Below are 24140 nucleotides of genomic sequence, written 5' to 3' on the forward strand. Positions count from 1 at the left end.
CCTTCGATTGGCCGGCGGGCCGGTCAGGCCTTCGTGTTGATGAGGGTGACGAAGTCGCGGGGATCGGTGGCCAGGCCAGTGATGCGCTTGTCGAGCGCGAACAGCGACGGCTGGGTGGAGATCCCGATCGCCCAGGACTCCTCGGCGAGGACCTTGTTCAGCGCCGCGTACGCGGCCTTCTGGTCCTCCGGCGTGATCGCGGAGCCGGCCGCGGCCACCGCCTCGACGTACGCGGGCGGCACCTTCTCGCGGAACGTCGTGTTCTCCTTGCCCGGCAGCATCTGCCGGCCCCGGGCGATCAGCGACGGGCTCTGCAGGTTGTTCGGCTGCGCGGCGACGGTGCACTGCAGTTTGCTGGCGAACAGCGCCTCGAGGTACGCGGCCTCCTCCTGCGGGGCGATCTCCAACTCGAACCCGATCTTCTTCAGGTCCGCCTGGATGATCTGCAACACCTCCACGGAGGGGCTTCCTGAGGCCACGCCCGCGGTGGCCTTGCGCGCGCCGCCGGACTGCTCCAGCATCGCGGCCGCGGCGTCCAGGTCGAACCCGTGCGAGTCGAGGTACGCCGGGTCGAACGCGGGCGACGGCGGCATGAACGCCGTGTAGATGGGGTCGCCGATGCCGAAGTTGACCTGCTTGATGATCCGCTCGCGGTCGATGGCCCGCGCCAGCGCCTGCCGCAGCAGCTTGTTGTCGAACGGCGGGATGGTGGCGTTCATGAAGAACAGGGTCATCCGGCCGCTGCCCTTCACCAGGGTGAACCGATCCTTCAGCCGCTCGGAGTGCCGGAACCCGATGTATGCGGCGCCGTCGACGGACCCCGACTCGAGCGCCGCCACCAACGCGTCCTCGTCGGTGAAGAACCGGTACTCGACTTCGTTGAGGTATGGCTTGCCCGCATCGTAGAAGTCGGGGTTCTTCGTCAGCGTCAGGCGCTGGTTGCGCTGGAACTCCCCGAGCCGGAACGGCCCGGAGCCGGCGGGCTCGTGTTCCAGCTGCTTCGGAGAGTTCTTGTCCGCCGGAATCAGCGGGAACGCGAACATCCAGTCGATGACGAGCGCCTCCGGGGTGGGCGCCTTGAAGTCGACGCGTACGGTGCGATCGTCGACCGCGGTCGCCGAGCCGATGAACGCGGACGGCTGCGCGAGGGTGAATGCGGTATCGGGGTTCTGCGCCCGCTTGATACCGGCGACGACATCCGCTGCGCTGACCGCCGCACCGGAGTGGAATTTCGCCTCCCGCAGGGTGAGGGTGACCGACGCGTGGTCGGCGGCGAACTCCCACTTCTCGGCGCCGGCGGGAATGGCCTTGTACGTGCCGTCGGTCGGGTAGTCGACCAGGTACGTGTAGAAGGCATGGATGTGGATGTCGGTGTTGGTGAGGTACGGGTCGAACTGCATGATCTTCGTCGTACCGAGCGTGAGCTTGCCGGCGCCGGCGCCACCGCTGGTGCCGGCATCGCCGCCGGAACCGCAGGCGCCCAGCAGCGGCGCGGCGGCGAGCGCGCCGGTGACCGCCAGGCCGGACTGTAGTAGCGCGCGGCGGGAAATGAGGCGGGACTGTCGCGGAGAAATGCTCATGGTGGTGCCCTCTGAGGTGGAGTGGGGGGTGGAGGTCAGGTGAGCCGGATACGCGGATCTAGGACGCCGTAGGCCACGTCCACCAGGAGATTCAGCAGCAGGAAGGTGGCGACGACGAACAGCACCCCGCCCTGTACCAGGGCGTAGTCGCGTTCCCCGATAGCGGTGTAGAGCAGCCGCCCGAGTCCGGGGTAGTTGAAGACGGCCTCGATGACGACGGTGCCGCCGAGAAAGCTGCCGAGCTGGAGCCCGACGATGGTGACGGTCGGCAGTGCGGCGTTCCGCACGGCGTGCCGGCGGATCACGTCCCGTTCCGGCACGCCCTTGGCGCGGGCGGTGCGGATGTAGTCCTTGCCCATCACCTCGCCCAGAGAGTTGGCGAGGAACCGGGCGGTGACGCTGGAGGTGTGCACGGCGATGGCGGACGCCGGCAGGATCGTGCTGGTCAGCGCGGCGCCGGGGTCCTGCCACAGCGGCACGAAATCGCTGGAGGCGGGCAGCCACCGCAGCTCCACGGCGAGCACGATGATGAGCAGCAGACCGAGCCAGAACGCCGGCACCGCCAGGCCCACCGTGAGGTAGCTCTGCAGGACCCGGCCGACGACCGAGTACGGCCGCAACGCCACCACGATGCCGACCGGCACCGCGACGAGCAGCGTCAGCACCAGGGTGAACCCGGCCAGCTGCACCGTCGCCGGGATCCGGTCCATCAGCTCGGTGAGCACCGGCTGGCCCGAGTAGTACGACGCGCCGAGGTCACCGGTGAACGCGTGGCCGAGCCAGATCCCGTACTGCGCCAGGAAGGGCTGGTCCAGCCCCATCCGGGCGCGGGTCGCGGCCAACTCGGCGGCGCTCGCGTCCGGGCCGATCAACACCGTGGCAGGGTCTCCGGGCAGCAGGAGGACGAACGCCCACACGGCGATCGAGCCGAGCAGCAGCACCACCGCGAACTGCATCAGCCGGCGGACCAGATAGCCGTACATCTACACCGCTCCTCTGCCGATGCCGCGCGCCGCCGCGCACGCCCCGCCGCCACCGACCGCAAGCTGCAGGCCACGCCCAATCCGTTCCAGGAAGAACACGGTGGCGGCCAGGCAGATCCCCGGGAACAGTCCGTAGGTTGGACTCTGGTACAGGTACGAACGGGCGTCCTGGAGCATGCCGCCCCACGATGGCGCCGGCGGCGGGGTGCCGAGCCCGAGGAAGCTCAGCCCCGCTTCGATCACGACCGCCATCGACGCGGTGATGACGAACTGCACCATGACAGGACCGAGCACGTTCGGCAGTACGGTGCGGGCCATCGTGTCCGGCGTGCTCGCGCCCATCCCACGGGCCGCCAGCACGAAGTCGCGCTCGCGTACCTCCAGGGTCGCCACCCGGGTCAGCCGGGCGAACTCCGGTATCGGACCGATCCCGATCGCCAGGATCAGGTTGAGCCGGCCCGGCCCCAGCACCGCGATGATGACCAGCGCGAGCAGGATCCCGGGCACCGCCAGCAGCAGGTCGACCACCCGCATCGCGACCGCGTCGGCCCACCGCCCCAGGTACCCGGCGACAAGTCCCAGCGGGACCCCGATTCCCGCGCCGACCGCGGCGGCACCAGCCGCGACGAGCAGCGAGCCGCGAGCGCCGTGGATCATCCGGGAGACGATGTCCCGGCCGAGCTGGTCGGTGCCGAGCAAGTACGTCCCGGACGGGCCGAGCAAGGGCTCGCCGCTCTGCGCGGCGGGGTCGAACGGCGCGACGATCGGCGCGAGCAGCGCCATCACCGCGAGCGTGGCCAAGCCGACCGCACTGACGACGGCGGACCGGGACCGGGCGAACCGGCGCGCCGCCGCCAGCCGTCGCCGTTGGGGCGCAACCGTCGGGGCGCCGGCGGGTGGCGCGCTCATGCGCTCACCTGCGAGACCAGATCGGGAACTTCATCGGCGAAGTGGCAGGCCGTGTGCCCGCCGGCGACGGGACGCAGCAATGGTTCCTCCTCGGCACAGCGGGCCGCCGCGATCGGGCACCGGGTACGGAAGCGGCACCCCGACGGCGGGTTCACCGGACTGGGGACGTCACCGCCCAGCGGCACCCGGCGCCGGGTCTCGCGGCCGACCGGATCCGGTACCGGCACCGACGCCAGCAGCGAACGGGTGTAGGGGTGGCGCGCGTCGTCGTACACCCGGGTCACCGACCCGGACTCGACGATCTTCCCGAGATACATGACCGCGACCTGGTCGGCGACCTGGCGGATGACCGAAAGATCGTGGCTGACGAACAGGTATGCCATCCCGGACTCCCGCTGCAGGTCCGCCAGCAGGTTCAGCACCTGCGCCTGCACCGACACGTCCAGGGCGGACACCGGCTCGTCGAGGATCAGCAGCCGGGGCCGGGATGCCAGGGCCCGCGCGATCGCCACCCGCTGGCGCTGCCCGCCGGAGAACTCCGCCGGGAACCGGTCGACGTGCTCCGGCCGCAGGCCCACGCGGCTGAACAGCTCGCGCACGTCTTCCCGGCGCCGCGCGCGGGGAAGGCGCTGCAGCCGCAGCGGCTCGGCCACGTTGTCACCGACGGTCAGGCGCGGATTCAGCGAGGCGTACGGATCCTGGAAGACCATCTGCGCGCGCCGCCGGATCCGCCGCAGGCCGGCTCGGCCCGCCCGCCCGACGTCGTCTCCCTCCACGAGGATCTGCCCGCCGGTCGGATCCACCAGCCGCAGGACGAGCCGCGCGAGCGTGGTCTTGCCACAGCCGGACTCGCCGACCAGGCCGAGCGTTCCCCCAGCCGGGATGCGCAGCGATACCCCGTCCACCGCGTGCACCCAGGCGGTCGCCCGCGCGAAGACCCCGGATCGCACCGGGAACCGGCTCACCGCATCCCGGACCTCCAGGACTGACACGGCCGACTCCGGTGCCGCCTCGCCGGCACCGGCCGACGTGGCCACCGGCTCCGCCGGGTCGCTGCTCAGCGGCTGCGCGCCGGCTCCCGTCCCGGGACTCACCGCCGCCTCGTCCGGGAAGTGGCAGGCGCTCGTGCCGGCACCGGCGTCGTCGGCCCGCAACTCCGGCCGGGTCTGTATGCAGACACTGCGGCCGCGGGCGGTCGGGCAGCGCGGCGCGAACGCACACCCCGGCGGTATCTCGGTGAGGTCGGGCGGCTGTCCCGGGATCGGGAGCAGCCGTTCCACCGTGCTGTCGAGCCGGGGCAGCGAGCGCATCAGGGCGGCGGTATAGGGGTGTCGCGGCCGGGTGAAGATCGAAATGACGTCGCCGTTCTCCACGATCCGGCCGCCGTAGGTCACGGCGACCCGGTCGGCGGTCTCGGCGACCACTCCGAGGTCGTGGGTGATCAGCACGACGCCGGCGCCGGTCTCCTCCCGCGCCCTCCGGAGTACGTCGAGGATCTGCGCCTGGACGCTCACGTCCAGCGCCGTGGTGGGCTCGTCCGCGATCAGGACCTTGGGGCGGTTCGCGATCGCCATGGCGATCATCACCCGCTGGCACATCCCCCCGGAGAACTGGTGGGGGTACTGGTCGTAGCGGGCCCGCGGGTGGGGCACGCCCACCATCTCGAGCAGCTCCACGACGCGCTCCCGCGCCGCGTTGGCCGTCAGGGCGCGGTCGTGCACCCGCAGCCCCTCGGCAATCTGGTCGCCGACTCGCTGGACCGGGTTGAGGGCGGAGATGGCGTCCTGGAAGATCATCGCCACGTCGCGCCCGAGCCGCCGTCGCAGCTCTGCCTCCGGCAGGGTCAGCAGATCCACGCCGGCGAGCATCACCTCGCCGGAGACCCGCCGCAGGTTCGCCGTCTGGAGCAGGCCCAGCGCGGCGAGCACCGAGACGCTCTTGCCCGACCCGGTCTCCCCCACCACGCTGAGCGTCTCACCGCCGTAGACGTCGTAGCTCATCCCGTCGACCGCGCGCACCACGCCCGCCGGCGTCGTGAACTCGACAACCAGGTTCCGCACGCTGAGCACCGGCCGGCCGGCACCGCGATCCGGCACGACGGGCATGGTGCCGCTGTGGGCGATGTCGTCTCGGACCACACCATCCAGGCCTCCACCTGACACCGGCGACCTCCTTCGCACCGGAATACCAGCGCGTTGCTGCAAGATGTCCTACAGATTTCGTCACCGTAAGCGGCGCCCATCACAGTGTCAAGACTGGCAAGATATCCTACAAGTTGATACGAATAGGAGGTCGATCCAGAACGTGGCGACTCGAGAGGACGACGTGCAGCCGGAGTTCCGGCGGCTCGGCAACGCCCCTCCGCTGCACAAGATCGTGCAGCAGGAGATCAGAAACTACATCCTCAAGCAGGGGTTGCGCCCCGGTGACCCACTCAAGCCGGAGTCCGAACTGGCCCGGCTGTTCGGGGTCAGTCGCAACTCGGTCCGCGAGGCGGTCAAGGCGCTGGAGTCCACCGGCGTCCTGGAGACACGTCGCGGCAGCGGCGTCTACGTATGCCACTTCTCCTTTACTCCGCTGCTCGACCACCTCCCCTACGGCCTCATGCAAGACCATCGAGCCCTGCGAGAGTTGGTCGCGTTGCGGAAGACCCTCGAAGCCGGCCTGGTCGCCGACGCGATGCGGGCCATGTCGCCCACGAGCGTCGCCGCGCTGCGAGAGAACCTGGACACGATGCGCAGGCTCGCCGAACAGGGGGAGGGCTTCCCCGAGCAGGACCGCCAGTTCCACCAGCTCTTGTTCCGCGATCTCGACAACGGGATGCTGCTGAGACTGTTCGACCAGTTCTGGCTCGCCTTCCACGCCGCGGCGCCACCACCGCGCGGTCGCACACCGATGGATGCCTACCAAGGCCACGCCGACATCTTCGATGCGATTCTCAGCGGCGATCCCGACCGGGCGCGTGCGGCGATCCACGACCACTACATCGGCATCGAATCCAAACTCACCGTGAACTCGCGGCCGGAAACGCCACCGGCCGAGACGACCGCGGAGTCAGGTTGACCAGGTCGCTCGAGCTCAGCATCGCGGCGGTCCTTGTCCGACCACGACGCGCCGTCCCGGCGGCCATCATCGCGATCACGGCCGCGTTGATCGGCGGCTGACGAACCTTCCCGGTCCAGCCTCAGGCTCAGCAAGCTTCTTGGACGACCGGCCCGAGTCGGACGTGCGCGTGCGTTGCGACTCGGGCCAAGCGGCCCGTCCGGCGGCTACCACGACCCAGGGGTCAGCACAACTCAGCACGCCACCCATCACTCCGGGTACGTATCAGTAATAGAACGCAAACCACCGGAGCCCGATGATCATGGAATCGAGCCTCAAAGGCCATCTTCGACGCGACCCCAACATCGCCCCCGACCTGCGGAAACCCTACCTGACAGGCCATCCGGTAACCGCCCGACCGATGATGAGGCGCTGGATCTCGGACGTACCCTCGAAGATGGTGTAGATCTTCGGATATCAATTCCGCTACCAGCACCAACAAGATGATCAAGCCTCTGAACTGGCGCTTTGCATTGCATTCATGTGCAGCCTCGCCCGGCCCCTTTCAACCTCTGACGGAACAGGACCCTCACCGCGGCTCCCATCCATACGCGCAATGCCGTCACTTAGAGTAGTCAATCTCAACGTCGGCCGAGCCATGTGGCGAGCGCCCAGATCCACTTGGGAACCGGGTATCGACGTCAGTTCAACCCTTCGTTGATTAAGCTCCAGGGCCTACGGCCAGGCCGTAGGCGGCCAACGGCAGGCAGGCATCTGCCTAGTGTCCAATCGCGTCAAACTACACGAGCAGTCCAGGCGCCGCGCTGCCGGCTAGGGGCTATTCCCCGGTGGCGGGGGTAGCGACTGGTCACGTCACTGCTGGAGACGTGTAACCCCCGGGGCTGACTGGCACACACCGAAGACGGGCTGCCGTCCTCAATGCCCTCGGCGTATCCATTCCTGCACGTGAGGCTGCTCGGCGCCGATCGTGGTGTCGGGTCCGTGGCCGGTGTGCACGATCGTCTCGGGCTGCAGGACGAGCAGTCTGTCGCGGATCGAGGCGATGATCGTGTCGAACGATGAGTACGAGCGCCCGGTGGCGCCCGGCCCTCCCTGAAAGAGGGTGTCCCCGGTGAAGACGGCGCCGAGGTCGGGCATGTGGAAGGAGCAGGCGCCGGGAGCGTGGCCCGGTGTGTGGAGCACGCGCACTTCCGTGCCCGCCACCGCGATGATCTGCTCGTCGGCCAGTTTGCCGTCGGGCTCGCGTCCGGGGTGGGTGAGTCGCCACAGGGGCAGGTCGGCGGGATGGAGGAGGATCGGCGCGCCGGTCAGGCGGGCCAGTTCGGGGGCGTGCCGGATGTGGTCGTCGTGGGCGTGGGTGGCCAGCAGGGCGAGCACCCGCCGGCCGTCGACCAGCTTCATGATGGCCTCGGTGTCGTGCGGGGCGTCGATCACCACGCATTCGGTGTCGTCGCCGAGCACCCAGACGTTGTTGTCGACGTCGAACGTCTGGCCGTCCAAGGTGAAGGTGCCGGAGGTGACGGTGTGGTCGATCATCTAGAGGGTCACCACCGAGCGGAGCACGTCGCCGTGGTGCATCTTGGCGAACGCCTCCTCGACCTGGTCCAGCGCGATGGTCTCGGTGACGAACTTGTCCAGCGGCAGCCGGTGCCGCAGGAACAGGTCGATCAGCATGGGGAAGTCGCGGCTGGGCAGGCAGTCGCCGTACCAGGACGATTTCAGCGCACCGCCGCGGCCGAACACGTCCAGCAGGGGCAGCTCGATCCGCATCCCAGGGGTCGGCACCCCCACCAGGACGACGGTCCCGGCCAGGTCGCGGGCGTAAAACGCCTGCTCGTACGTCTCCGGGCGGCCGACCGCCTCGATGACCACGTCGGCGCCGTGGCCGCCGGTGAGGTCGCGGATCGCCTCGACGGGTTCGGCCGTGCGGGAGTTGACGGTATGGGTGGCGCCGAAGTCTCGCGCCCAGGCGAGCTTCTGATCGTCCACGTCCACTGCGATGATCTTCGCAGCTCCGGCCAGCGACGCGCCCAGGATCGCGGCGTCGCCGACGCCGCCGCAGCCGATCACGGCCACGCTGTCGCCGCGGGTCACCTCGCCGGTGTTGATCGCCGCGCCGATCCCGGCCATCACGCCGCAGCCCAGCAGGCCCGCCACCTGGGCGGACGCCTCGGCCGGCACCTTGGTGCATTGCCCGGCCGCCACCAGCGTCTTCTCCGCGAACGCGCCGATGCCGAGCGCGGGCGACAACTCGGTGCCGTCCTTGAGCGTCATCTTCTGCGCCGCGTTGTGGGTGTTGAAGCAGTACCAGGGGCGGCCCCGCAGGCAAGCGCGGCACTGGCCGCACACCGCGCGCCAGTTGAGGATCACGAAGTCACCGGGTCGCACGTCGGTGACTCCCGCGCCGACCGCCTCGACGACGCCCGCGGCCTCGTGGCCGAGCAGGAACGGGAAGTCGTCGTTGATCCCGCCTTCCCGGTAGTGCAGGTCGGTGTGGCAGACCCCGCACGCCTGGACGTTCACCACCGCCTCGCCCGGTCCCGGGTCGGGAACCAGGATGGTCTCGACGGACACCGGCTCGCCTTTGCCGCGGGCGACGACGGCCTGGACTTCGTAGGTCATGGGATCCCTTTCTCATCGGTGAACGCGGATGGGAAGCGGCTCCCAGGCCCGCAAGGTGTTGTGGTGATGGCGCCCCCGGCGAGCTCAAGGGCGATGCCACGATCAGATTTCGACGAGGTAGCTGGTGAAGCCGCCATCGCCACGGGCGACACCGGAGATCGCCTCGTTGATCTCGTCGAGTGGCCAGCTCATGGGCTGCAGCACCGAGAGGTCGATCACCCCATGACGGATCATCTCGGCCAGCTCCATCCCTTCGGCGGTGGTGAACCAGACCGAGCCGATCAGCTCCATCTGCTCGTCCATCCACCACTTCACGTCGACGCCGAGCTCGCCGGCCGTCCCGCCGATGTTGACGATCCGGCCGCCGCGCCTCACGCCGTGCATCGCGTCCTTGAACGAGTCGAGTGAGGCGACGGCGCCGAGCGTGTCGACCATGGAGTCCGCACCCCGGCCGGCGGTCGACGACTTCACCCAGGCGGCGGTGCTGCCTTCGACGTTCGAGAACGTCTCGATCCGGTCGGGGGCGAGCGCCTGCAGTCGCTCCAGCAACCGAGTCCCGCGCGCCACGGCGTAGATGCGCGAGACGCCGAGCGCCAGGGCCACGAGGGTGACGCCGACCCCGAGCGTTCCCGTCGCGCCGTTGATGATCAACGACTTACCCGCCAGGGGTCCCAGCTTCTTGACCGCGGCAAAGGCCGTTCCGAGGTAACCCATCCGGGTCGCCTGCCGGAACTCGAAGGTGCCGGGGAGCTTGACGAGGGCGCTCTGTGGGGCGCGCATGTATTCGCAGAAGCCCCCGTGCGGATAACGCCGGAACATCTCGAGGCTGTTGTCGTTGTAGCCGAAGTAGCCGTTCAACGTCCAGAAGTCGCACTGCTGCGGGACACCGGACACGCAGGCGTGACACGCACCGCACGAGCGGCCCGGATTCACGTAGACCCGGTCCCCCGGCTTGACGTTGACGACGAGCTCCCCGACCTCGTGCACGATGCCCACGGGATCGAGCCCGAAGATCGCCGGACGTGGCGGGAGCGGCATCTGGGGGTACCACGACTCCCAGTTCGCGAGCACGTTGGCCAGGTTCGGCACCATGCCGCAGCCCTTCACCGCCACCACGACGTCCGTGCCGGCCGCGGTCGGGCGCTCCACGTCCTCGATCACCATCTTGTCGCCGACCGCGTGCAGTCGCGCGGCGCGCATCAGTTGCACCATCATGCCTTTCTTGAACGGAATGTCGCCGTGGCGTTCGTCAGTCCTCGGGCGCGATCGTCACGCGCACGCGGTCGAGCTGAGGGCCGAAGATCAGCTGGCAGGCCAGGCGGGAGTTGTCCGCGAAATAGTCGGACGCATCGAGAAGGTCCCCTTCGTCCCGCGACGTAGGGGGAAGCTCGGCGCCCTCGGGCAGGACGTCGACGTAGACGTGGCAGGTCGCGCAGGAGAGGCTCCCCCCACAGATCGCCTGCAACTCCTCGATCCCGGCGTTGCGAATGTTTTGCATCAGCGACATGCCCGCGCGGCCTTCCACCGTGTGGGCGACACCGTCCCGTGTGGTGACAGTGAAGTGCATGGGTCGTTCCTCCTCCTGGCACATGAGTCTGTGATCGGCGCAGCGGATCAGGCCGCCGCGGTGATTTCCTTCAGTGGCGTCCGTGTATCGGCCAGACGTGCGGGGTCGATGCGCGCGCCTGCTTCCACGAGCCTGCGTCCCTGCACGTAGTCCCGGGTCGCGTTGATGCAGTCCAGTGCGATGACCGCGCCGTTCTTCAGATAGAAGAGAGAAAAGCCTCGCTCTGCCGGGTCGCCACGGAGGACGGTCTGGTCGTGCCCGAGGCTCAGGCCGATGGTCTGCAGGCGCAGGTCGTACTGGTGCGACCAGAACCACGGAACGAGACGCAACGGCTGGGGGTGCCCGCTGATCGCCTTGCCGGCCGTCTGCGCCTGTTCCGAAGCGTTCTGCCGTGACTCGATGCGGACGCCGGGCCCGCTCCTCATCACCGCGCAGTCGCCGACGCAGTACACGTCCGTGAGCGTCGTGCTGCAGAGGTCGTCGATCAGGACGCCGGTCCCGCCGGGGGCCGCCTCCGCCCCCGCACGCAGGAGCGGCTGGATCGCCGGCTCGATGCCGATCCCCACGATCACCTGATCGGCCGGGATCACCGTGTCGTCCGTGAGGCGCACGCCGCTCACCGCCCCGTCGTGTCCCAGGATCTCGGCGACGCCGGCGCCGAGGCGCAGGTCCACCCCGCGAGATCGGTGCTCGGCCTCGAAAAACCGGGACACCGGTTCCGCGGCGACGCGGGCGAGGACCCGGTCCAGCGTTTCGATGATCGTGACTTCCTTGCCGAACTCACGGAGCACCGCCGCAGCCTCGAGGCCGATGTAGCCGCCGCCGACCACCGCGAAGCGACGGCTCTGCGGCAGGGCGGCGATGAGCTGATCGCAGTCCGCCTTGTTGCGCAGTGTGCGGACGCCGCCCAGGTCGTTCCCGGGGCAGGCCACCTCACGCGGACGGCCTCCTGCGGCCCACACCAGCACGCCGTAGCCGATCGTGGTGTGATCGTCACATGTGACCGTGTGGGCCTCGGGGTCGACGGCTTCGACGCGCCGGCCGAGGCGCAGCGTCACCACGTGCTCCGTCCAGAACTCCGAGGGACGCAGCAGCAGCTGCTCGAAGTCCTTCTTGCCGGCCAGATATTCCTTTGAGAGGGCGGGACGCTCGTAGGGCGGCACCAGCTCGTCCCCGAGCAGGCCGATGCGTCCCACGAACCCCGCCTGCCGAAGCGCGATCACGGTCTCCGCGCCCGCGTGTCCGCCGCCGACGACGAGGCAGTCGACGTGCTCGATGGTGGAGTGTGCTGATGTCATCGCAGCAGGGCGCCGATCAGGACGAAGCACATCGTCGCGGTCCGGTCTGTCTTGTTCCGCCAGGCGTGCCGAGTACCGCACTGGACCGCCACGTCGCCGGTCCGCAGATGCGTGGTGGCCCCGTCGTCCAGCTCCAGCCAGATCTCCCCGTCGAGGACGATGTCGTAGTCGACCGTCTCCGTGCGGTGCATGCCTGGCGCGTCCGCCTCGAACCGCTCCGCCAGACCGGGGATGAACTCCCGCTGCTCCGCATCCGCCGCGGCCGGGTCGAACTCCGGCCGCGCCATCGACGTGTCCGGCGGAAAGGTAACGATCATGAGGCGGGTCTCACCGGGTGCCGGTGGCACCACCAGTCCCGCGGGCGCGCACTCGCCGTCGTCCTGCGGCAACGGTGGAGTCGCCGCGGTCGTGTAGACGACCGAGGTCATCATGCCGGGGATCGAGGTGTAGTGGTGGGCGTTCGGGACAGGACCGTCGCTGACGACTACGGACTTTCCGTCCCTGGTGCCGGTGACCACACGCCGCGGGACATCCGGCGGCGCGAACCTACTCATAGATCAGTCCTTTCTCCTGCAACCGAGCCCGCATCTCGTTGACGTCGAGACTGAGCCGGCCGGACGCGTACAGCCGGCGTTTGTCCTCCTCCGCCGCCGCACGGCGGCGGGCCGTCTCGAGCACCGCGGCCGCGGTGCCGCGCGGCACCACGCAGACACCGTCGTCATCCGCGACGATCACGTCTCCCGGCGTGATCAAAGCGCCGGCGCAGACGATGGGGACCTGTACGTCGGCGAGCGTCTCCTTGACGGTGCCCTGGGCGCTGACGGTCTTGCTCCAGACGGGAAAGCCCATCGTGCGCAACTGCGCGACGTCGCGTACCCCGGCGTCGATCACGAGCCCGCGGATGCCCCGGGCCTGCGCCGACGTGGCGAGGAGATCGCCGAAGTAGCCGTCGTCGCATGGCGAGGTCGGGGTGACGACCAAGATGTCGCCCGGTTGCGCCTGCTCGAGCGCGACATGGATCATCCAGTTGTCCCCCGGGGGGACCTCGCAGGTCAGAGCCGTGCCGGCGACGGTCGTCCCGGATTGACGGGGGCGCAGCCGGGAGCCGACGAGCCCGGTCCGGCCCTGTGCCTCGTGCACGGTCGCCACGCCGAGTGCGGCGAAGCCATCGCAGATCGCCGCATCGGTGCGCGCGATCGTCGTCACCACGCGTGCCATGCTCAACTCACCGGTACGAAGCTGGGGTCGAGGACGCCTGCCGCCTCGGCGCGCCGTTCCGCCGCGACCAGCCCGGTGCGGATCATGACGTCCACGGTGGCTTCCAGGGCTGCCGGCGCGACCTCGAGATTCTTCGGCCACATGCCCATGTCCCGCGTGTAGGACAGACCTCTCGCGGCCAGGTCCGGGTCGTCGGGCGTCGTGATCCGCTGGTAGATCGGCAGCGTGACGGCGTCGTGGGCCGGGTCGTTCACGATGTCGTGGGCCTCGGCCAGTGCGGCCACCAGCTTCGTGACGGTGTCCCGGTTCCGCGACGTCCAGCCCGCATGGGCGATGACCGCGGCGAAGATGATCTCAGGGAGCACGTCGTTCACCTCGCCGATGAGGCGGTATCCCTGCCGTTCGGCCAGGAAGTTCCACGGTGCCGGCTGAGGAGCGCAGTCGATCTCGCCCTTCTGCAGTGCGTCCCACCGGGTGGTGTGCACACCGGCGAGGACGAACTCGTAGTCACCGGGATACGACAGGCCCTCCGGCTGGAGCATCATCTGCGTGTAGATGGCCGTCCCCTCCGTGAGGGATGACGTGCCGATCCGCTTTCCACGCAGCTCGGCGATGCCGCCGATCCCAGGCCGCGCGACGAGCGACATCGGAAGGCGGAGCGCGTTGGCCGCGATGAGGCGCAGATCGCCGCCGGAGAGGAAGTCGGCGACCGCGCCCTCCGGCGGCGTGATCGCCAGATCGGCCGTGCCGTCGCGCACGGCCGAGGTGGCCTTGTCGACCGAGCCCAGCCGCAGGTAGTCGATCGCCAGCCCGTACTTCGCGAACAGGCCCTGGTCCTCCGCGACGAAGACCGGAAGCCAGTTGAAACCTTGGGCGCCGCCGGCGAAACGTACTCGTGTCAGGTCAGTAGCCATCGATGGAACCTCCAATGGTGGAAAGACGAGCGCCTGGTCAGCGCCCTTGCGCCGTGAGAAGCGCATCGAGCCTGGGGTAGACGCGTCGCGCGTTGCCCTCGAAAACGGCGTGCCGCGTCTCATCGTCCAGGCCGAGCGCGTCGATGTAGCGCTTGGTGTCGTCGAAGGGGTGTCCGGTCTCGGGGTCCACCGCGCGCACCGCGCCGAGGAGCTCGGACCCGAAGATCAGGTTCTTCGGGTCGATCACCGTGAACAGGGCGTCGATGCCGGCCTGGTGGTAGACGCAGGTGTCGAAGAACAGGTTGTGCATCAGATGCTCGGACAGCGGAGGCTTGCCGAGCATGATCGACAGGCCCCGGTAGCGGCCCCAGTGGTACGGAGCCGCACCGCCACCGTGCGGGATGATCAGCCGCAGCGCGGGATGCCGCTCGAAGAGGTCGCCCTCGATCAACTGCATGAACACGGCGGTGTCGGCGGCGAGGTAGTGCGCCCCCGTCGTGTGCAGGGCGCGTGCGCAGGAGCCGGAGACATGGATCATGGCCGGCACGTCCAGCCGGGTCATGGTCTCCCACAGCGGATCCCACCAGCGGTCGTAGATCGGCGGTGCCGACCAGTGTCCGCCCGAGGGGTCCGGGTTGAGGTTGCACCCGATGAAGCCGTGTCCCACGCAGCGCTCCAGCTCCTCGATCACGGGCTCCAGGTCACCGTCGACCGTCTGGGGCAACTGGCACACGGCGGCGAAGTTCCGCGGGAAGAGCTCGCAGATGCGCCGGACCGTGTCATTCGAGAGCCGGGCCCATTCCGTGGCGATGTCCTGACCCGGGACGTGATGGCCCATGCCCGACGCACGCGGCGACAGGATCGTCAGGTCCGAGCCTCGTTCCTGCTGCACCTGGAGCTGGTTCTGAGCGACGATCCGCTGGAGTTCGTCGTCATCGATCCCGGAGTAGGCGGGTTCCTGTGATCGCCCTTCGGCGAAGGCGATCTGAGCCTTGCGGAAGGCGTGGAACTCCGGGGGTTCGGTCGTGAAGTGGCCATGGCAGTCGATGGCCAGGCTGCTCACGCGTCCCATGTCGCCGGCACATCCGTGACGCCGCGGAAACGCCATCCCTTGGCCTGCAGCTCGCGGCTGTCGTCCAGCCGCAGGTTCGGCAGCTGTCGGAAGACCTCCTCGAGGGCGATCTGGCCCATCGCCCGCGAGAGGGCGTGACCCGAGCAGAAATGCGGCCGGAAGCCGAAGGACAGGTGCGGACGCTTCTTGCGGAACATGTCGAACCGATCGGGATTGTCGAAGCGGCTCGCGTCCCGGTTCGCCGAGGCCATGACGATGGCGACCGAGGCTCCGGCCGGGATGGTCGTGCCGGCCACGACGACGTCCTCGGCGGCGACCCGTGGCGTGACCCCGATCGGGGCGATCCAGCGCAGGCCCTCGTCGAACGCGCGGAGCGCGTGCTCCGCCGGGTCCGCGGCGGCCACCTTCGCCTGGTCGGGGTTCAGCAGCAGGCCCGCGCAGGCGTTCGCGGCGGCGTGGCCGGGCTCCTGGAGACCGCCCAGAATGATCACCTTCATCGTGGGCAGGATCTCGTCGAGACTGCGCACCTGCCCCTCGGGCATGCCGCCGCGCATCACATGGCTCATCAGAGTGTGGTCGGGCCTGGCGAGCGCCCGTTCGTAGAGTGCCCCGAGCTGCGTCTCGATCTCGGCCAGGGCACGGTCGAGCCGATCCCATACGGCCTGGTCGTCGCTCACGTTCTGCAGGCCCGCCGCCATCGCGTGGAACCACTCGACCAGAGTGTCGTTCGGGGTGTCCGTGAGGCCGATGACGTTGCCGATGCAGCGGACCGAGATCGGCTCAAAGAGGTCGGCGGTGAGATTCGCCGCGCCTCTGGGTTTCAACTGGGCGAGGTAGTCCTCCACGACCGGGCGCGTGAGCATTTCCACGTAACCCCGGACCGCCTCCTGGGTCAGGTTGTCGTCGATGCCCGCACGCAGCAGTTGGTGTTCGTCGCCGCTCATGCTCAGCACGTTCGGCATGCCCATGACGCGCGCCTCCGGCCGGTCGGGGCTGCCGGACGGGCCGAACACGCGATCGTTCGAACCCACCGCGCGACAGTCCTCGAAACGCGTGACGAGGAATTCCTTGGTGCCATCGAAAAAGGCCACCGGCGATTCCTCGCGCAGGCGGGCGTACACCGGATAGGGATCCCGGTACAGGTTCTCGCCCGTCAGCTCCGATACAGACATGTCCTCTTCCTCAATTCAGTCTTGACGGGAAGGTCGGATTGAGTCGGCGGTCGCGAACCGTCACGGCGAGCCGTACGGCCATTCACTGGGAAACCAGCCAGACTTTGGATACTGGACAGTATGTAACACGCTTTGCGATGTCAATACCCCGTCGCGCCTCGCCCTGAGACCAGCGCCGCGAGGCGTCGAGAGCCGTCCGACCTGCGGTGACGCATCGAGATGGGCCCTTACCCGGCCGGCACTCCCATGGACATCCCCGGCGACCGCCGCGTGGCAGGCGTGTTTCGCCGCGATGAACGGGCTGTTGACACCCGCCACCAGCAGCAGATACCGTCCGGAATCCAGATCCTGTACAGGATGTCACAGTGCCGTCAGCACAGCCGCCCTGTGCCACGGCCCTCGTTACCCCGGACTCGCCCCGGACCGTCCCCCGTCTCACGAAGAAGTGAGACGACAGTGAACGACACCGCCCTCGAAGTGCTCGCGCCTCGGATCCGATGGTCCGTGAGGCCGCGCGACCGAGGACGCCGTCCACGTCGCGGACGCGAAGGTCGACGAGTCGATGGACAGCGGGCACCACCGGTGCTCGCCCTGATCGGCGACCTCACGCAGACAAGGACGGTGCCGACGATGACCGATCCACCACCCGACATCGCGTTGCGCGTCGGCGCCCTGGGAGTCAGCTTCCAGGGGGTCCGAGCGCTCCAGGACGTCTCTTTCTCGATCCCCGCGGGCGGCGTCTCCGCGGTGATCGGACCGAACGGAGCGGGCAAGACCACGCTCCTGAACTGCATCAGCGGGGTCGTCCGCCATGAGGGCACGGTCGAACTCGAAGGTCGTGACCTGAGCCGGCTGCACGCCGACCGCCGCGCGGCGCTCGGCGTTGCGCGCACCTTCCAGACACCGCTGCTCGTGCCGGACCTGACCGCGCTCGACAACGTCATGCTGGGTGCGCACCCGAAGGTACGCGGAGGGCTGATCGGATCGATCCTGCGGCTGCCCGCGATGAGGTCGGACGAGACCTCGATGCGTGCGCGGGCATGCGAGCTGCTGTCGCGCCTCGGTGTCTCCCGAGCGGACGTGCGCCGCGTCAGCAGCCTGGCCCATGGGGACCGGCGACGGGTCGAGGTCGCCAGGGCCCTGCTCGCCGAGCCACGGCTGCTGCTGCTCGACGAACCGGCCGCGGGACTCGGCGCGGACGAAGCGTCCGAGCTGCTCGACGACGTCGGGGAGTTCGCGGCGGCGGTCGGCATGACGTGCGTCCTCGTCGAGCACGACGTGGGCCTCGTGATGCGGGTGTCGCGCCACGTGGTCGTCCTCGACGCGGGACGTCTTCTGGTCGCCGGGCCCCCCGCCGAGGTAGCGGCCGATCCTCAGGTCGTCGCCGCCTACCTCGGCGATGACTGGGCGGAGGTGGAGGCATGAGTACGGGACTGCTCGAGACCAGGCGGCTCGTCGCGCGGTACGGGTCGGTCGAGGTCCTTCACGGGATCGACCTCGGCATCGCCCCGGGCGAGATCGTCGTGCTTCTGGGGCCCAACGGAGCCGGCAAGACGACGCTGCTGCGGGCCATCTCCCGGGTGGTGTCGACGCGTGGCGAGATCATCCTCAGCGGGGTGAGCATCGCCGGCTGGAGCGGCGCACGCACCGCCCGCGCCGGCGTCGGCCACGTACCCGAGGGCCGGGGCACCTTCGCCGACCTCACCGTGGAGGAGAACCTGCGGCTCGGCGGCCTGGCCCGTCCGAAAGGACGGCGTTCGACCGCGCGCGAGGACCTCACCCAGGTGTATGCGACGTTCCCGGTGCTGGCGGACATGCGACGGCGGGCCGCAGGGCTCCTGTCGGGCGGGCAGCAGCAAATGCTCGCGATCGGACGCGCGCTGATGGCGCGCCCGCAGTTGCTGCTCATCGACGAGCCGTCACTGGGCCTGGCGCCCATGGTGACCCAGCAGCTTTTCGAGACCCTGGCCGGGATCAGGGGCGAGTGGTCCATATCGCTGCTGATCGCCGAGCAGAACGCACGACTCTCCCTGCGCATCGCCGACCGCGCCGTCGTCCTGGCGGGCGGCCGGGTCGCCGCCGCCGGTCCCACGGCGGACTTCAGCGACGGCGACGTGATCAGGCGCGCCTACCTGGGAGAAGCGGCCGGCGATCCGGAAGAGGACGAGAAATGACCGAACTGCTCCAGCAGCTGCTGGACGGACTGAGCACAGGGCTCGTGTACGGCATGCTCGCGCTCGCGCTGAGCGTCGTCTTCCAGGGCACGGGGATGCTCAACTTCTCCCAGGGGGAGATGGCCACTCTGTCGGCCTACGCGACGTTGGTCCTGACCCAAGCGGGCGTGGGCTTCTGGGTGGCCCTCCCCCTCACGGTTGCCCTGTCCGCGGGCGGTGGGGCGCTCATCGAGAGGGTGCTGGTCCGCCGCCTGGAGGGCGCCGGCGAACTCCCTCTGCTCACGCTGAGCGTCGCGCTGCTCCTCGGCCTGAACGCCCTCATGTCGATCATCTGGACAACCGACCCGCGAACCTTCCCCAGCCCGTTCGGGAAAGGGCTGATCGAGTTCGCGGGCCTGCACATGACGGTCCAGCAGGCCGGGTCACTGATCACGCTGCTCGCCGTCATGGCCGCGACGGCGCTGCTGTTCAACCGGACCAGTGTCGGACTGCGGCTCCGCGCGGTGGCGCAGAATCCCGCCTCGGCCACACTCCTCGGCCAGCACCAGGGCCTGTGGCTCATGGTGGGGTGGGCCGTCGCCGCCGCGGTCGGCGCGTTCGCCGCGGTCGTGGCCGCGCCGGTCCTCACGCTCTCGCCGGGGATGATGACCTTCCCCCTCCTGCTGGCGCTGGCCGCCGGCACGCTCGGCGGGCTGTCCAGCCGTGTGGGGGCGGTCGTCGGGGGCATCCTGATCGGCATCACCGACAACCTGGCCAGCCGGTACGTGCCCGGGCTGGACAGGGACCTCGCGATCATCGCTCCCTTCGCCCTCACCGCCCTCGTCGTGATGCTGCGGCCGGCGGGACTCTTCGGCAGAACCAGGACGGTGAGGGTATGAACACGAGCCTGCGCTGGGCCGTCCCCATCGGCTGGGCCGCCGCACTCATGATCGGTGTCGTCGTCCCCTTCGTCGTCTCCGACTACGACCTGCTGGACCTCACACGCATGCTCGCCATCGCGATGGCGGTCGCCGGGCTGAACCTCCTGCTGGGGCATTCCGGCCAGATCAGCGTCGGCCACGGCGCCATCTTCGGGCTGGGCGGTTATGCGGCGATCATTCTCGTGGCCACGTACGGGTGGCCGTGGTGGTCCGCGGTCCTCGTCGGCGGCGCCGTGTGCCTGGCCCTCGGCCTGCTGCTCGGCGTGCTCGGCCTCACCATGGGCGGGGCCAACCTCGGGCTGCTCACGATCGCCGTGGCGGCGATCTTCCCGCTGCTCCTCATCCGGCTCAAGCCGATCACGGGCGGGACCTTCGGCATCTTCATGGCGCACTCCCCGATCGAGCCACCGGCCTGGAGCGGGCTCACCGAGGCGCAGTTCGGTTTCCTCGTGTGCCTCGTCGCGCTCGCCCTGACTCTCCTCGTGCTGCGCAACCTGGTCACCGGCCGGCTCGGCCGGGCGTTCGCGGCCGTCCGGACGAGCGCACTCCTGGCGGCCGCGAACGGGATCAACATCAACCGCACGAAGCTCATGGCCTTCGCCGTCAGCGCGGCGGTCGCCGGGACAGGGGGCGCGTTCTACGCGCTCGTCGCGGCGATCGCCGTACCGGACAGCTATCTCGTGCCTTTCTCGATCACGCTGCTCGCGGCGAGCGTCGTCGGCGGCAGCAGGACCTGGGCCGGCGCCCTCGTCGGCGCGGCGACCGTGATCTATCTCCCCAAGCTCGCCGAGACCGTCGTCAGCGCCGAGTTCGCGGGCAACTGGTCCCAGCTCGTCTACGCCTGCGCCCTCGTCCTGACCCTCATCGTCGCGCCGTCCGGCCTCGTCGGTGACCTCTCGCGCCTGGCACATCGCGCCATCGGGTCCCAGGGAGACGTGCCTCCGGTGCGCGGATCCCATACGCGCCGTGCCGACCAGGCAGTGCCCGACAAGCAGATGTCCGACCTCACGTAAGCCCCACCGAGAGGATTCCCATGGTGCGCTACAGAAGTAAGAAGGTCATGGCCGCAGCCATGACGATGTTGGCGGTCGTTCTGGCGGGATGCTCCGGGCGCGCGGCATCCTCCCAAGACGCGGTGGACGGCAGCGGCGACATCGTCATCCGGGCCAGCTACCCGCTCAGCGGCCCTCTGGCGTCGGCGGGCGCCTCGGCCGCCGGGGCCAAGGCGTACTTCGACGCCGTGAGCGCCGCCGGAGGCGTCGACGGGCGAAAGATCGACTTCAAGGTCGTCGACGACGCCTTCGACCCCGCACGCATGGTGTCCAACAACAGGCAGTTCGCCGAGCGCGACAAGGCGACGATCGTCGTCAACTTCGGCGGGATCTCCGTTGCCGCGCGGCCTCCGCTCAACGCGGCGCACGTCGCCCAGATCGTGCAGGGGGGAGAGAAGGAGCTGAGCGACGTCCAGAGCTTCCCCTACACGCGCGCGTTCGTGCCGGACATCGCCTGGGAGGGTGAGCTCCAGGGGCAGTACATCGCGAAGAACCTCCCCAAGGCCGTCGTCGGTTTCCTGGGATTCAACAACGCCTTCGCCGAGAGCCAGCTCGCCGGACTCGCCGCGGCCGGCATCACCCCCGTGAAGGCCATACGGATCCCGCCGGGCCAGGGGGACCTGACGTCCCAGGTCACGGAGCTCAAGGCCGCAGGCGTCAACGTGCTGGTCGTGACCCATGGCCCGCCGACCATCGGCGCGCTGCTGTCCCACATGGGCCAGATCAAGTACAAGCCGACGATCTTCATTGGCAGCCCGTACGCCGACTTCGCCAGCACGGTCAATCCCGCCGGCGCGGAGAACGTCGTCAAGGCTCTCTCCTACCAGTGGTTCAAGGATCCCCAGAACCCCGCCCTGAGCGACGACAAAGCGCTGGCACAGTACCGGGCCGACATGGCGAAGTACGCGCCGTCCGCGGATGCCGGCCAGACCTTCGCTCTCACCGGCTACGGGCTGGCGGCAGCCATCGTTTCAGCCCTCCGCTCGGCAGAGGAGATCAGCAGCGACGGCTTCCTCTCCGCGTGGGACTCGCTTTCCCAGGAGGAGAACCCCCTGCTCGTCAATCAAGCTTCGCTCACCGGCAAAAAGGACGGCCGACTGGTTCACCAATATCAGCTGCACGAGTTCGACGGTAAGAGCTGGGTGGCGCGCGACTCCGTCATCGATGTCTCCAAGGCCGGCATCGCCGGCTGAATCGAGCTGCGCGTCCGGGCTCACGCTGTGGGCCCGGACGGACGGCAGGGGCGGTTGCCGCAATAGTCTGCCTTCGGTGAAGGAGGAGCGGTACACCCGCGCGCAACACACGAACAACCGAACGGATGTGGAGTACCAATGGCTCGGCTGACGCGAGAGCAGAAGCAGGCACTCACGCGGGAGAAGCTTCTTCTCTCGGCGCTGGACGTCGTCGCGCGCGACGGCTATGACGGTGCCTCGGTCGAACGTATTGCCGAAGAGGCCGGCTTCTCGAAGGGAGCCTTCTATTCCAACTTCTCCTCGAAGGAGGAGGTCCTGCTGGAGTTGCTCGAAGGGAATGCCGGCCGGGACGTCCACGAGCTCTCCGAGCTGCTGCGCGGGGTCACGGATCCTGACGAGGTGATCGAGGTCGTCGCCCGGTGGAGTGACTCCCGTGCGAGCGAGCAGAAGTGGGGCATCATCGCCATCGAGTTCATGCGTCGTGCGCAGCGCGATGGCACCCTGAGCGATCGCCACCGTCAGCTCTTCGTGAGTCAATGGGAGCAGGCCGGCTCGCTCCTGCGGAGCAAGCTCCTGCCCGGCCGCGAGCCGGGCATCAGCGCGCTCGACCTCGGCGGGATCGTCCTGGAGCTCACCTACGGCGGCATCTCGAGCTTCCTCAAGGCCAACACGTCGGGCCAGATGATCCGGCACGTGCTCAACGCGCTCCGGAACGCGGTCCACGTGACGCACTCCGGGTGAGGACCGTACGCATGCGTGACGACGGTCCCTGCCACCGCTCGTCGCGGTGACGTCCGGACACCCGCCACATCCTCTCCCCCTGACATCCAGGCGATGACCGCCTGCGAGTAGTACCCGTTTCCTTCACCCTTCAGGAGTTCAGCCATGGACATCGCCTTTCGGCTTGCCTGCATCGCAATCGGCCTGCCCTTCGTCTGGCTCGGCTACGAGGCCGTCACCGCACCCGGCGCACGCGTCGCGATGGCGGCCAAGCTCCGCATCCCCCACCCGGAGATCGCCGTGCGATTCAACGGTGTCGCGATGGTCGCGGGCGGCATCGGCGTCGCCACCGGCGTGCTGTGGCAGGCCGCGGCGGTCGGGCTGGTGATCTCACTGATCCCGACGACGCTCGCCGGTCATGCGTTCTGGGCCGAGACCGATCCTCAGGCACGCAAGGCCAACCGCATCCAGTTCCTCAAGAACCTCGGGCTCATGGGTGGCCTCCTCGCCGTGGCGCTCGCCCCGTACGTCAACGGTTGAGCGGTCGGCGAGGGGAACCGTCCGACGAAGCCCTTGTGGGCTGGTTCACGGGGCGGTGTGAAGCCGCTCGATGTCGTCGAGGACCTTACCCGCCGCGATGGGTCCGGCTGCGCTGCTCCAGACGTTTCCGTCGACAGCGGCGCTCTGGCCCGCCTTGACGGCCGGGAGGCGGGCGAACGCCGGTTGCGCCTTGGCGGCGGCCAGGGCCTTCTCGCCGTCGGCATTGAGCGTGGTGAGGTAGATGAAGCCGGCGTCGATCTGGCCGAGGTTCTCCAGGCTGAGCGGGTCAGTGTGCGGCTTGTCGGTGAAGGTCGCGGCCGGGGACGTCCGGCCACCGGTCAGCTGGAGCAGCCGGCCGGCCATCAGCGCCGACGAGACGATCACAGGGCCGGTGGGCATCCAGCGGACGACGACCGCCGTTCCGCTGCCCGAGCGGCGCCCGGCGATGTCCTTCGCGCGTTGCTCGATGCCGGCGATGAGCCGTTCGGCCCCTGCGGCCTTGCCGAGCGCCGCGGCAACTGTACGGGTCTCGCTCTCCCAGTCGCCGAAGCGGGCCGGCTTGGGCACGACCGTCGGGGCGATCGCCCTGAGCGCGTCGTACTGCTCCCGGGTCGTGCCGGAGGCGGCGAGGATGAGGTCGGGCCGGGCTTCGACGACGGCTTCGAGGTTGATCTCCCGGACGGTGCCGACGATCGCGATGGCGGGAACCCGGTCGGCGAGGTACGCCGACACGGTGGCGCCACCCCGGCTGGCCAGCGTGCCGACCGGTATGGCGCCGAGGGCGAGTGCGCTGTCCAGCGCCGTGTCGCCCAGCGCGACGACCCGGCGGAGCTCGGCTGGGACCTGAACGGCACCGTACGCGGTCTGCACGGTGGTGACCGGTCCGCCACCCCCGCCGGTGGGCGGCGTGGCGGCTTCGCCCCCGCATGCGGTGAGCAGAGTGAGCAGGGCACCGGCAAGCGCGCCACGACGAGGCGGCGGGGTGACGGCGCGGTCGAGGACCTGGACAAGGCGACTCCCATGGGGCGGCTAGAAAATACCTCTGATACAGAGGTATGGTTTGCCTTACCTAATCACACGCGCCCGCTCGGGCGCGAGACCCATCGGAGGCCACGTGCTCGTCGAGGACCGCGCGCGGTCCGT

Annotated in this window: 23 protein-coding genes and 1 pseudogene; 8 read left to right on the top strand and 16 right to left on the bottom strand. The window is 69.2% G+C overall.

Annotated features, from left to right (window positions below):
* Window positions 1-23 precede the first annotated feature (23 nt).
* Genes Q9G87_RS19385 through Q9G87_RS19400 form a run of 4 tightly spaced genes read right to left on the bottom strand, consistent with a single transcriptional unit; the run spans window position 24 to window position 5634 of the window.
* Complete coding sequence (locus Q9G87_RS19385; RefSeq protein WP_305917792.1) at window positions 24-1580, bottom strand: ABC transporter substrate-binding protein; 1557 nt, start codon at window positions 1578-1580, stop codon at window positions 24-26.
* 35 nt (window positions 1581-1615) lie between these two features.
* Window positions 1616-2563 carry an ABC transporter permease gene (locus tag Q9G87_RS19390; protein ID WP_305917793.1) on the bottom strand — a complete coding sequence of 316 codons (948 nt, stop codon included), beginning with the start codon at window positions 2561-2563 and terminating at the stop codon, window positions 1616-1618.
* Complete coding sequence (locus Q9G87_RS19395) at window positions 2564-3472, bottom strand: ABC transporter permease (RefSeq protein ID WP_305917794.1); 909 nt, start codon at window positions 3470-3472, stop codon at window positions 2564-2566.
* Window positions 3469-5634, bottom strand: a complete 2166-nt coding sequence (locus tag Q9G87_RS19400) for a dipeptide ABC transporter ATP-binding protein (protein WP_305917795.1) — start codon at window positions 5632-5634, stop codon at window positions 3469-3471. The genes Q9G87_RS19395 and Q9G87_RS19400 overlap by 4 nt, the downstream gene beginning before the upstream one ends.
* 142 nt (window positions 5635-5776) lie before the next feature.
* Between Q9G87_RS19400 and Q9G87_RS19405 the strand changes: the two genes are divergently transcribed.
* On the top strand, window positions 5777-6535 hold the full coding sequence (locus Q9G87_RS19405) for a FadR/GntR family transcriptional regulator (protein ID WP_305917796.1): 759 nt from the start codon (window positions 5777-5779) through the stop codon (window positions 6533-6535).
* A gap of 366 nt (window positions 6536-6901) precedes the next feature.
* On the opposite strand, the pseudogene Q9G87_RS60700 reads toward Q9G87_RS19405, so the two are convergent.
* The 11 genes and pseudogenes from Q9G87_RS60700 to Q9G87_RS19455 all read right to left on the bottom strand — a co-directional run.
* Window positions 6902-6982, bottom strand: a pseudogene (locus Q9G87_RS60700) (hypothetical protein); the annotation flags it as partial.
* 468 nt (window positions 6983-7450) lie between these two features.
* Window positions 7451-8071, bottom strand: a complete 621-nt coding sequence (locus tag Q9G87_RS19410; protein ID WP_305917797.1) for an MBL fold metallo-hydrolase — start codon at window positions 8069-8071, stop codon at window positions 7451-7453.
* A complete protein-coding gene (locus tag Q9G87_RS19415) occupies window positions 8072-9157 on the bottom strand; it encodes an S-(hydroxymethyl)mycothiol dehydrogenase (protein WP_305917798.1) in 1086 nt (361 codons plus the stop codon).
* Between the two features lie 102 nt (window positions 9158-9259).
* Complete coding sequence (locus tag Q9G87_RS19420; RefSeq protein ID WP_305917799.1) at window positions 9260-10357, bottom strand: alcohol dehydrogenase catalytic domain-containing protein; 1098 nt, start codon at window positions 10355-10357, stop codon at window positions 9260-9262.
* Between the two features lie 49 nt (window positions 10358-10406).
* Window positions 10407-10724: a 2Fe-2S iron-sulfur cluster-binding protein gene (locus tag Q9G87_RS19425; RefSeq protein WP_305917800.1), complete on the bottom strand. Its 318-nt coding sequence runs from the start codon at window positions 10722-10724 to the stop codon at window positions 10407-10409.
* 47 nt (window positions 10725-10771) lie between these two features.
* Window positions 10772-12022: an NAD(P)/FAD-dependent oxidoreductase gene (locus tag Q9G87_RS19430; RefSeq protein ID WP_305917801.1), complete on the bottom strand. Its 1251-nt coding sequence runs from the start codon at window positions 12020-12022 to the stop codon at window positions 10772-10774.
* Window positions 12019-12576, bottom strand: coding sequence for a cupin domain-containing protein (locus tag Q9G87_RS19435; protein WP_305917802.1), 558 nt, complete (start codon window positions 12574-12576; stop codon window positions 12019-12021). Before Q9G87_RS19435 ends, Q9G87_RS19430 begins: the two co-directional genes overlap by 4 nt.
* The gene (locus tag Q9G87_RS19440) at window positions 12569-13240 is read right to left on the bottom strand and encodes a 4-carboxy-4-hydroxy-2-oxoadipate aldolase/oxaloacetate decarboxylase (protein WP_305917803.1); all 672 of its coding nucleotides are present in this window, start codon (window positions 13238-13240) and stop codon (window positions 12569-12571) included. The genes Q9G87_RS19435 and Q9G87_RS19440 overlap by 8 nt, the downstream gene beginning before the upstream one ends.
* Window positions 13241-13242: 2 nt before the next feature.
* Window positions 13243-14154, bottom strand: coding sequence for an ABC transporter substrate-binding protein (locus Q9G87_RS19445; RefSeq protein ID WP_305917804.1), 912 nt, complete (start codon window positions 14152-14154; stop codon window positions 13243-13245).
* 37 nt (window positions 14155-14191) lie between these two features.
* Complete coding sequence (locus tag Q9G87_RS19450; RefSeq protein WP_305917805.1) at window positions 14192-15226, bottom strand: amidohydrolase family protein; 1035 nt, start codon at window positions 15224-15226, stop codon at window positions 14192-14194.
* Window positions 15214-16398 (bottom strand): cytochrome P450, encoded by a 1185-nt coding sequence (locus Q9G87_RS19455; protein WP_305917806.1) that lies wholly within the window; start codon window positions 16396-16398, stop codon window positions 15214-15216. Before Q9G87_RS19455 ends, Q9G87_RS19450 begins: the two co-directional genes overlap by 13 nt.
* A gap of 630 nt (window positions 16399-17028) precedes the next feature.
* On the opposite strand from Q9G87_RS19455, the gene Q9G87_RS19460 reads away from it, so the two are divergent.
* The 7 genes from Q9G87_RS19460 to Q9G87_RS19490 all read left to right on the top strand — a co-directional run bounded on the left by Q9G87_RS19460 (window position 17029) and on the right by Q9G87_RS19490 (window position 22997).
* Entirely contained in the window at window positions 17029-17823 is a 795-nt protein-coding gene (locus tag Q9G87_RS19460; protein ID WP_305917807.1) for an ABC transporter ATP-binding protein, read from the top strand.
* On the top strand, window positions 17820-18572 hold the full coding sequence (locus Q9G87_RS19465) for an ABC transporter ATP-binding protein (RefSeq protein ID WP_305917808.1): 753 nt from the start codon (window positions 17820-17822) through the stop codon (window positions 18570-18572). Before Q9G87_RS19460 ends, Q9G87_RS19465 begins: the two co-directional genes overlap by 4 nt.
* On the top strand, window positions 18569-19450 hold the full coding sequence (locus Q9G87_RS19470; RefSeq protein ID WP_305917809.1) for a branched-chain amino acid ABC transporter permease: 882 nt from the start codon (window positions 18569-18571) through the stop codon (window positions 19448-19450). The genes Q9G87_RS19465 and Q9G87_RS19470 overlap by 4 nt, the downstream gene beginning before the upstream one ends.
* Window positions 19447-20505, top strand: a complete 1059-nt coding sequence (locus Q9G87_RS19475; protein ID WP_305917810.1) for a branched-chain amino acid ABC transporter permease — start codon at window positions 19447-19449, stop codon at window positions 20503-20505. Before Q9G87_RS19470 ends, Q9G87_RS19475 begins: the two co-directional genes overlap by 4 nt.
* 20 nt (window positions 20506-20525) lie before the next feature.
* Complete coding sequence (locus tag Q9G87_RS19480; RefSeq protein ID WP_305917811.1) at window positions 20526-21737, top strand: ABC transporter substrate-binding protein; 1212 nt, start codon at window positions 20526-20528, stop codon at window positions 21735-21737.
* A gap of 138 nt (window positions 21738-21875) precedes the next feature.
* A complete protein-coding gene (locus Q9G87_RS19485) occupies window positions 21876-22478 on the top strand; it encodes a TetR/AcrR family transcriptional regulator (RefSeq protein ID WP_305917812.1) in 603 nt (200 codons plus the stop codon).
* Window positions 22479-22622: 144 nt separating this feature from the next.
* Window positions 22623-22997 carry a DoxX family protein gene (locus Q9G87_RS19490; RefSeq protein WP_305917813.1) on the top strand — a complete coding sequence of 125 codons (375 nt, stop codon included), beginning with the start codon at window positions 22623-22625 and terminating at the stop codon, window positions 22995-22997.
* Between the two features lie 45 nt (window positions 22998-23042).
* Here Q9G87_RS19490 and Q9G87_RS19495 read toward each other — a convergent pair whose 3' ends face one another.
* Window positions 23043-23867 (bottom strand): ABC transporter substrate-binding protein, encoded by an 825-nt coding sequence (locus tag Q9G87_RS19495; protein ID WP_305917814.1) that lies wholly within the window; start codon window positions 23865-23867, stop codon window positions 23043-23045.
* Window positions 23868-24140 lie beyond the last annotated feature (273 nt).

The sequence above is a fragment of the Nonomuraea turcica genome (genome assembly GCF_030718205.1).
Classification (GTDB): domain Bacteria; phylum Actinomycetota; class Actinomycetes; order Streptosporangiales; family Streptosporangiaceae; genus Nonomuraea.